The sequence below is a fragment of the Aeromonas taiwanensis genome, assembly GCF_000820165.1.
GTDB classification, from domain to species: domain Bacteria; phylum Pseudomonadota; class Gammaproteobacteria; order Enterobacterales; family Aeromonadaceae; genus Aeromonas; species Aeromonas taiwanensis.
In genome coordinates, this window is sequence record NZ_CDDD01000062.1 from 1 (window position 1) to 8,646 (window position 8,646).

Annotated in this window: 8 protein-coding genes; 5 read left to right on the top strand and 3 right to left on the bottom strand. The window is 64.6% G+C overall.

Translation table 11 applies throughout. The features are described 5' to 3' along the window. Positions 1-62: 62 nt before the first annotated feature. Positions 63-395: a cupin domain-containing protein gene (locus BN1136_RS11750; RefSeq protein WP_043762523.1), complete on the bottom strand. Its 333-nt coding sequence runs from the start codon at positions 393-395 to the stop codon at positions 63-65. Between the two features lie 206 nt (positions 396-601). Here BN1136_RS11750 and BN1136_RS11755 point away from each other — a divergent pair, with 206 nt between their 5' ends. The 5 genes from BN1136_RS11755 (at position 602) to dhaM (ending at position 5,660) form a co-directional block, all read left to right on the top strand. Further along, a complete protein-coding gene (locus BN1136_RS11755) occupies positions 602-1,960 on the top strand; it encodes an NCS2 family permease (protein WP_043762524.1) in 1,359 nt (452 codons plus the stop codon). A gap of 112 nt (positions 1,961-2,072) precedes the next feature. Then, positions 2,073-3,035: an IS1595 family transposase gene (locus BN1136_RS11760; RefSeq protein WP_043762526.1), complete on the top strand. Its 963-nt coding sequence runs from the start codon at positions 2,073-2,075 to the stop codon at positions 3,033-3,035. Positions 3,036-3,231: 196 nt separating this feature from the next. Then, positions 3,232-4,302, top strand: a complete 1,071-nt coding sequence (gene dhaK / locus BN1136_RS11765) for a dihydroxyacetone kinase subunit DhaK (RefSeq protein WP_043762529.1) — start codon at positions 3,232-3,234, stop codon at positions 4,300-4,302. Positions 4,303-4,311: 9 nt separating this feature from the next. Further along, the gene (gene dhaL / locus BN1136_RS11770; protein WP_043762531.1) at positions 4,312-4,941 is read left to right on the top strand and encodes a dihydroxyacetone kinase subunit DhaL; all 630 of its coding nucleotides are present in this window, start codon (positions 4,312-4,314) and stop codon (positions 4,939-4,941) included. 2 nt (positions 4,942-4,943) lie between these two features. After that, positions 4,944-5,660, top strand: coding sequence for a dihydroxyacetone kinase phosphoryl donor subunit DhaM (gene dhaM, locus BN1136_RS11775; RefSeq protein WP_043762533.1), 717 nt, complete (start codon positions 4,944-4,946; stop codon positions 5,658-5,660). A gap of 66 nt (positions 5,661-5,726) precedes the next feature. On the opposite strand, the gene dhaR is transcribed toward dhaM, so the two are convergent. Together dhaR and BN1136_RS11785 are read right to left on the bottom strand one after the other, a co-directional pair. After that, positions 5,727-7,628 carry a dihydroxyacetone kinase operon transcriptional regulator DhaR gene (dhaR, locus tag BN1136_RS11780; RefSeq protein WP_043762534.1) on the bottom strand — a complete coding sequence of 634 codons (1,902 nt, stop codon included), beginning with the start codon at positions 7,626-7,628 and terminating at the stop codon, positions 5,727-5,729. Between the two features lie 107 nt (positions 7,629-7,735). Beyond that, positions 7,736-8,440, bottom strand: coding sequence for an SDR family oxidoreductase (locus BN1136_RS11785; protein ID WP_043762535.1), 705 nt, complete (start codon positions 8,438-8,440; stop codon positions 7,736-7,738). Positions 8,441-8,646: the final 206 nt, after the last annotated feature.

Here is an 8,646-nt window from a genome sequence, read left to right on the forward strand (position 1 = left end):
CTGGGCTTTTTTCTTTTCTGTTCGATTCCATATCCTGCTCCTTCCCGACTGGGAGTCCCTCACTAGTAATAGATGCAGAGCCAGACGGTGGCTTCGGTAGGATGGGTCCACTCCACCCTGTGCTGAAGGTGGGCGGGGATATTGATGTAGTCCCCTGGCCCCAGATGTGCACGCTCCTGTTCCCCGGTATCCGGTGTGATGAAGACCAAGATGGCCTCGCCCTGTACCAGCAGTACCCATTCGTGTTCATCCTGATCGAACCACTCCCCAGAAGGGGTCTGATGTCCCAGAGAGAGGATGCGTTCGATGCGAAAGTGGTTGGTGCTGACCAGATCCGTGAACACTTCATTGGGCAGGGGGGAGGGGATCTTGCCAAGCAGATTGCCTGTGTGCATGGGCTTCTCTCCGGTGGATGGGCGGGTGATTACTTAAGAGTGTAGAGGCTGATGGTGAGACCTCTGCACACAAGTTGTGGTTTCCATTGAAGCTGTAAATGGAAAAGTTCGGGAAAATGGTGGCTGATCCGCTGTAATTTCGCCAAATTCTTGCTATTTTGCGCGCCATTACGCAAACGATTTCCTTCACACTTTCAGGATGAGTTATGGCAACGCAAGAAATGACGGCCCGTACCGGCAACGGCGGATTTCTGGACTCCTATTTTTCCATCACCCAGCGTGGTAGTACCGTGCGCCAGGAACTGGTCGCAGGGCTGACCACCTTCCTGGCCATGGTCTACAGCATCATAGTGGTGCCGAACATGCTGGGTGCTGCCGGTTTTGAGCAGGGCCCGGTGTTTGTGGCTACCTGTTTGATCGCCGCCTTTGGCTCCCTGCTGATGGGGCTGTGGGCCAAGCTGCCGATGGCCATCGGTTGTGCCATCTCCCTCACTGCCTTTACCGCCTTCAGCCTGGTGCTGGGGCAGGGGCTGAGCATCCCGGTGGCGCTGGGCGCCATCTTCCTGATGGGGGTGCTGTTCACCCTGATCAGCGTCACCGGCGTGCGCCAGTGGATCCTGGACAACCTTCCTTCCGGCATCGCTCACGGCACCGGCATCGGTATCGGTTTGTTCCTGCTGCTGATCGCCACCAACGGTGTCGGCATGGTGATCAAGAATGAAGGGGCCGGCCTGCCGGTCCAACTTGGTGAAGTGACCGCCTTCCCCGTCGTCATGACGGTGCTGGGTCTGGCCGCCATCTTCGGTCTGGAGCGTCGCAAGGTACCGGGCGGTATCCTGATGGTGATCATCGCCATCTCCGTGCTGGGCCTCATCTTCGACCCGAAAGTGACCTGGCAGGGCTTCTTCGCCATGCCGAGCCTGACCGGTGAGAAGGGTTCCCTGGTGGGCAGCATGGATGTGCTGGGCGCTCTCAACCCGGTCGTCATTCCGACCGTGCTGGCGCTGGTGATGACCGCCGTGTTTGACGCCACCGGCACCATCCGTGCTGTGGCTGGCCAGGCCGGTCTCATCAACGAGCGCGGCCACATCATCAGCGGCGGCAAGGCCCTGACCGCCGACTCCGTCAGCAGCATGGTGGCAGGCGCCGTCGGTGGTGCACCGGCTGCCGTCTACATCGAATCTGCCGCAGGCACTGCCGCCGGTGGCAAGACGGGTCTGACCGCCACCCTGGTTGGCGTGCTGTTCCTGTTGATGATCTTCCTCTCCCCGTTGAGCTATCTGGTACCGGCCTACGCCACCGCACCGGCCCTGATGTACGTGGGTCTGCTGATGCTGGGCAACGTCACCAAGCTGGATTTCAACGACTCGGTAGATGCCCTCTCCGGCATGCTGTGCGCCGTCTTCATCGTGCTGACCTGCAACATCGTCACCGGCATCATGCTGGGCTTCGTAGCGCTGGTGATCGGCCGCCTGTTTGCCGCCGAGTGGAAAAAGCTCAATATCGGCACCGTCATCATCGCCGTGGCGCTGGTGATCTTCTACGCCGGTGGCTGGGCCATCTAATACCTCCGGTTATCGAAGAGGGCTCCTGTGGGGGCCCTTTTTCATGGCGCTGTCCCAATTATGTGTTGGAAGGCTAATCTGGAAGTAGGTCATCACCGCGAGGACCTTCATCATGGATACCCCAGCCTTCCAACACCTGTTGTCCCTCTTTCCATTACTTACCCTGCGTCAGCGCCGTGTCGCTCAGCATGAGCTCTCCGCTCCACACCCGATTACGTCCCTCCATGCCCAGTTACCCACATGCTGCGGCTGTCCCCACTGTCAGGCGGATACCACCCAGCTAGCCCCCTGGGGCTGGAGCCGTGGGCTGCGTCGTTACCGTTGCAAGCAGTGTCGGCGGACCAGCTCCCTCCTCACCAAGACGCCTTTGGCAAGATTACGCAAGGCTGAGCATTGGGAGGACTACGCCCAGGCCCTCATTGATGGACTCACTGTCCGTCAGGCCGCCGTCCGCTGCGGTGTTTGCAAGAACACAGCCTTCTTGTGGCGTCACCGTTTCCTGAAGGCGATAGCAAGTCACCAGGCAACACGGGAAGAAGGCATCGTGGAAGTGGATGAAACCTTCTTCCTCGAATCGTTCAAGGGGCAGCGAGGGTTGCCTCGCCCGGCAAGACATCGTGGCGGGAAAGGGCGCACCCGGGGGACCGGACGGGATTACATCCCAGTGATGGTGGTGCAGGACAGGGCGGGCCACCAAGCCGACTTTCAGCTGGAAAGGCTGGATGCGCAGACGGTGAAAGCAGTGTTGCAGCCACTCATCGCGCCCGATGCCGTGCTCTGCAGTGATGGTGCGGGAGTCTATGCCAGTTTCAGCCAAGCGCGGGGCATAACCTATCAGGTGGTGCACAACCGTCGAGGTGAGCGAGTGATTGGGGCATACCACATCCAGCATGTGAACGGATATCACCGGCGGTTGAAGGAGTGGATGGAGCGATTCCATGGAGTCGCGACCCACTACCTGAAGAATTATCTGGGCTGGCGCAGAATGCTGGAACGTTACGGCAGGGAGGTAAACATCAAGATGTGTTTACATGAGGCGCTAGGGCGCCCCATGCAACACGTAATTGGGACATAGCCCTTTTCATGGGTGTGAGGCGGCTAACAGTTCTGCCTCGTTGCCACACTTATCGTTTCAGATTGAAACGTGTCGCCCCGCTTTTTTGTTTCAAATTCGAACCAAAGCGGCTGTCATTTTTATCTCCTCTTCTGCCGCTAGACTGGCTCCATCAACCATCTGCCTGCCCGTGCGGTGGCAAGCCAAGGAGTGAGCCATGAAGAAACTGATCAATGCCGTCGATGCCGTGGTCCGTGAACAGCTGATGGGGATGGCGGCGGCCCATCCCGAGCTCAAGGTGTGTATCGAACCCCACTACATCACCCGAGCCGATGCCCCCGTGGCGGGCAAAGTGGCGCTGGTTTCCGGCGGCGGCAGTGGCCACGAGCCCATGCACGGCGGTCTGGTAGGCATGGGGATGCTGGATGGTGCCTGCCCAGGCGAGATCTTCACCTCCCCCACGCCGGATCAGATGTACGAGTGTGGCCAGGCGGTCGATGGCGGTGCCGGCGTGCTGTTTCTGGTGAAGAACTACACCGGCGACGTGCTCAACTTCGAGACCGCGGTCGAGCTGCTGCACGGCGATGGTATCAAGGTGGGGTTCTCCCTCATCGATGACGACGTGGCGGTGAAAGACAGCCTCTACACCGCGGGTCGCCGCGGTGTCGCCACGACCGTGCTGTGCGAGAAGCTGGTCGGTGCCGCCGCCGAGGCGGGCTATGATCTGGCGCGCTGCGAGGCGCTGGCCCGTCGCGTCAACAACCAGAGCCGCACTATAGGCGTGGCCATGCACGCCTGCACAGTTCCCGCCGCCGGTAAGCCCTCCTTCACCCTGGCGGACAACGAGGTGGAATTCGGGGTCGGCATCCACGGCGAGCCGGGCATCGAGCGCCGCCCCTTCACCGACCTCAATGCCCTGGTGGACGACATGTTCAAGGAGCTGGTCGACAACAGCCCCTATGGTCGCACCCTGCGCCACTGGGACAGAGCCTCCGGCAGCTGGCAGGAGGAGCACACCTTTATCGAGCCGTTCAACAAGGGCGACCGGGTCATCGCCCTGGTCAACAGCCTGGGGGGCACGCCGATCTCCGAGCTCTACGGCGTCTATGGTCGGCTCGCCGCCCTGTGTGAGGAGGCGGGCATCCATCTGGTGCGCAACCTCATCGGCCCCTACTGCACCTCCCTCGACATGACCGGCATCTCCATCACCCTGCTCAAGGTGGATGACGAGCTGATGACCCTGTGGGATGCCCCCGTTCACACCCCCGCCCTGCGTCGCGGCTGCTAAGGAATGTCCATGTTAAGCAAGCATCAAATTGTCAACTGGCTGCTCGACTGCGAGCACATCTTCACCGATCAGCGTGACTACCTCACGGCGCTTGATACCGACATCGGCGACGGCGACCACGGCCTCAACATGCAACGCGGCTTCGCCAAGGTGGCCGAGAAGCTGCCGGCGGTGGCGGACAAGGACATCGGCCAGGTGCTGAAAACCACCGGCATGACCCTGCTCTCCTCGGTCGGCGGCGCCAGCGGCCCGCTCTACGGCACCTTCTTCATCCGGGCCGCGGCCAGCAGCGATGCCTGCCAGAGCCTGACCCTCGGCCAGCTCGGCAAGATGTTGAGCGACGGGGTCGAGGGGATCGTCTCCCGCGGCCGCGCCGAGCCGGGCGACAAGACTATGTGCGACGCCTGGTGGCCCGCCCTGGCCGCCCTGCAGCAGGCGGAGCAGCAAGGCTTGCCGCTGCCCGAGGCGCTGGACAAGGCGGTGGCCGCCGCCGCGGCCGGCGCCGAGGCCACCATCCAGATGCAGGCCCGCAAGGGGCGCGCCAGCTATCTTGGCGAGCGCAGCATCGGCCATCAGGATGCGGGGGCCACCTCGACCCTGCTGCTGCTGACCGCCCTGCGCGACAGAGCGAGGCTGTAAACATGATCGGAATCGTAGTGGTCTCTCACAGCGCCCAGCTTGCGGCCGGCTTGAAAGCGCTGGCCGATCAGCTGGGCAGCCCGGCAAAACTGCTGCTGGCGGCCGGAGTCGATGACCCCGACCACCCCATCGGCACCGACGCCATCGCCGTGATGAGTGCGATTGAAGAAGCGGATGGCGGCAGCGGCGTGCTGGTGCTGATGGACTTGGGTAGCGCTCTCCTGAGCGCCGAGACCGCCCTCGAACTGCTGCCCCCCGAGCTGAGTGCCCGGGTGCGGCTCTGCCCGGCCCCTCTGGTCGAGGGCACTCTGGCCGCCGTGGTAGCGGCCGGCTCCGGCCTGACACTGGACGAGGTGGCCGCCGAGGCCCTCGGCGGCCTGGGCCCGAAACAGGCGATGCTGCCGGGCAAAACCGAACCCGAGGTCGTCGAGTTCGCTTCCACCCCTGACGATGGCTGGCTGCGCTGCGAGGTGGTGGTAGACAATCCCCACGGCCTGCACGTGAGACCGGCCGCCCGCCTGGTGGCCGCCCTCAAGCCCTTCACCGCCGAGTTGAAACTGCAAAAGGGGGAGAAAGAAGCCAATCCCCGCAGCCTGACCCGGCTCACCATGCTGGACGTGCGTCAGGGGGATCGCCTGATCCTGCTGGCCAGGGGGGAGGATGCCGAGGCTGCCCTGACCAGCTTTAAAGAACTGGCCGAGGCGCGCTTCGGCGACTGAGTGGCTGACTCAACACAACGGGCTCCGTCATGACGGGGCCCGTTGTGTTTTCTGGGCCAGCACGTCTCAGCTCTGGTAGTCGGCCAGATCCATGTCGAGCCGTTTCAGGCGCCGCCACAGTGTGGTGCGGCTGATCCCGAGCTGGCGTGCCATCAGGCTGACCTGCCCCTTGCTGGTGTGGGCGCAGCGCAAGATGGCCTGACGCTCCAGCTCTGCCAGGGAGAGCAGAGGTTGCCCCATGGCATCCGCCGACGCGGGGGGATGGCCTTGGCAGATGGCCGCCGGCAGCGCCTGTGGCAAGATAGCCTCGTCATTGCTGTGGAGCAGGGCGTACTCGATGGCGCTGCGCAGCTCTCCGAGATTGCCGGGCCAGGGATATGCGAGCAGGCAATCGAGGGCCGCCGGGCTGAAGCGGCGTCCCGGCTCGCGCCCCTGCGCCACCAGTTGCTGGGCGATGAGGCCGGGCAGGTCGGCGGCGCGCTCCCTCAGGCTCGGCAGCCACAGCTCGCACCCCTGCAGCGCATAGAGCAGCTGACGACCGAAGTGCCCCTCCTGCACCCTTTGCTCCAGCGGCGCGCTGCTGGTCGCGATGATCCTCACCTTGAGCGGCAGGATGCGGGCCGAGTCGAAGCGCTGGATGCGGCCCGTCTTGAGCAGTTGCAGCAGGGCCGCCTGCATGGGCATGGGCAGACACTCCACCTGCTCCAGCACCAGCGTGCCGCCGTGGGCCAGTTCGAACTTGCCGGCCCGCTCCTGCCCGGCTTCATCGGAGCCCATCAGCTCCAGCGCCATCCGCTCGCCCGGCAGCGCCTGGCAGTTCAGGGTGACGAGGGGACCGGCGGCCCGCTCGCTGCCAAAGTGGATGGCCTCCGCGAGCTGGGCCTTGCCCACCTCCTCCTCTCCCCGCAGCAGAATGGGGCCCTGACCCCGGGCCGCCTGGCGGGCATGGCGCAGCAGCTTGCGCATGGCGCTCGACTCCCCCACCAGGGCCGAGAGCTCGGGCACCGTCTGGCGCAGGCGATGGATGGCGCGCAGCCTGTCGGTGGGGTGAAGCAGGGCGATGAAGCCGACCCCGTCCGGTCCGGGCAGCGGCTTGAGGCTCACCAGTGCATCGATGAACTCGCCCGCCTGCTCCCCCGTTCTCTCCAGGGTCACCTCCACGTGGCTCAGGGGGGTCATGGCCTCGATGGCGAGCCGCAGTCGCCGGGGCAGCAGCAGGTGGTGATCGAGGGGCTGGCCGAGACAGACATCCGGATCGAGGCGCAACCGCCTGGCCGCGAGCGCGTTGAGGTAGCGCAGCCTGCCCTGGGGATCCCAGGCCAGCACGCCGTCATCCATGCCGTCCAGCAGGGCGTAGAGCTCGCTCAGGTGGTGCTGGGACTCCTGCATCAGGCGCTCCATCTGCAGCAGGTGGGCCAGCTCGCGACCGGCGCTGACGGTGAGCGCCAGATCCCCCGCCGCCGCCTCTTCCACCCGGCAGAACAGGGCCACCACGGCCACCTGGCGACCATCGCTGTTGTAGACCGGGCTGGCGCAGCAGTGCCAGGGGTGCAGGGTCTGGTTGAAGTGCTGGGGGCCACTGACGCAGAGGGGGAGCCCCTCCAGTGCCGCCAGGTTGATGGCGTTGGTGCCGATGCGTCCCTCGCTGAAGAAGGCGCCGGGGCCGAAGCCGAGGGCGTCGAGCGCCTTCAGCGTCTCGCCGTGGCCGGTGCGGGCCAGCAGGCAGCCGCTCTCGTCGGTCAGCAGCAGGGCGCAGGGGCGTCCTTCCATGAATTCGTAGAGATCCTCTAGTGCCATCTCGCCCGTGGTGAGCAGGTCCCGCTTGCGCTGGCGCAGGCTCTGCAGGGTCTGCCCCCTGGCACAGTGCGGCGGATGCCAGAGGGTGGCGCTGGTCTGGTGGGCGCAGCGCAGCCAGGAGGCCTGCAGGTGTTCGGGCCAGGACGAGGGGGGAAGGGGGGAGGATGACATGGTCACTGGGCTGTCCGGCAAGGGGAAAGGGGTCATTTAAGCACCCTTGCCGGCCCGATTCAGTGACCCATCTCAGAGTGTCGCTTCCCCACTCCCGGCATATCTCGTCAGATCCCCGTCATGCCTATTTCGTCGAGCTGGACATGGGCCCCCTGACGGAGGGTGTAGAGCACGGCCTCGGCGAGATCCTCCACCTGCAGCCAGCCTGGCTTGCGCTCGTCGGGACAGGCCGGGGGCGGTACCTGAACCAGGCCCGGGCAGAGGGTGTGGACCCGGATGCCCTGGTGCTGCACCTCTTCCCGCAGCGCCCTGGCGAACCCCAGCACGGCAAACTTGGCGGCGCAGTAGACGCTGGCCCTGGCATAACCGTGTTTGGCGGCCTGGGAGGCGATGTTGATGATGGTGCCGTGGCGGTTGGCCAGCATGTCCGGCAGGCAGGCCCGGGTCATCAGGAAGGTGCCCTTGGCGCAGGTGTCCATCACCCTGTCCCACTCCGACTCCGGCAGATCCTGTACCAGGTGGTCGCTGCCGACCCCGCTGTTGTTGATGAGCAGGTCGATTGGGCCGAACCGCTCCCGGATCTGGGCATATCCGTCCCGAACCTGGTCGCCGTCACACACATCCAGCGCGAGCGCCATGACCCTCACTCCGTATCGAGCCTCCAGTCTGGCCGCCTCCTGCTCCAGCAAGCCCTGGCGGCGCGAGGCCAGGACCAGCTCCACCCCCTGGCTGGCCAGAGCCTCGGCAATGGCCAGCCCGATGCCGCTGGCACCACCGGTGATCAGGGCGCGTCTTGCTCTCAATGTGCTCATCTTGTTCTCCTCTTGAATGGAGCCTGCATTGTGGCGGGCGACCCGGGGAGAGGACAGGGGAGGCGGGGGGGGGATTCGAAACCTGGGTCGTATTTTGGCGCACTGCTTCGAACTTTGGTTCTGGCGCGGCTGGATGCGGGAAGAGGGCAGGGACGCCGCCCCTCGGCGGCGTCCTGGATGAGGGGTCAGTCCGCCTTGGGCGGGAC

Bases quoted from the DNA above. Each gene is read 5' to 3' on its own strand.
- BN1136_RS11760 (WP_043762526.1), top strand. From the start codon at position 2,073: ATGGATACCCCAGCCTTCCAACACCTGTTGTCCCTCTTTCCATTACTT.
- dhaR (WP_043762534.1), bottom strand. From the start codon at position 7,628: ATGTCATCCTCCCCCCTTCCCCCCTCGTCCTGGCCCGAACACCTGCAG.
- BN1136_RS11755 (WP_043762524.1), top strand. From the start codon at position 602: ATGGCAACGCAAGAAATGACGGCCCGTACCGGCAACGGCGGATTTCTG.
- dhaK (WP_043762529.1), top strand. From the start codon at position 3,232: ATGAAGAAACTGATCAATGCCGTCGATGCCGTGGTCCGTGAACAGCTG.
- dhaM (WP_043762533.1), top strand. From the start codon at position 4,944: ATGATCGGAATCGTAGTGGTCTCTCACAGCGCCCAGCTTGCGGCCGGC.
- dhaL (WP_043762531.1), top strand. From the start codon at position 4,312: ATGTTAAGCAAGCATCAAATTGTCAACTGGCTGCTCGACTGCGAGCAC.
- BN1136_RS11750 (WP_043762523.1), bottom strand. From the start codon at position 395: ATGCACACAGGCAATCTGCTTGGCAAGATCCCCTCCCCCCTGCCCAAT.
- BN1136_RS11785 (WP_043762535.1), bottom strand. From the start codon at position 8,440: ATGAGCACATTGAGAGCAAGACGCGCCCTGATCACCGGTGGTGCCAGC.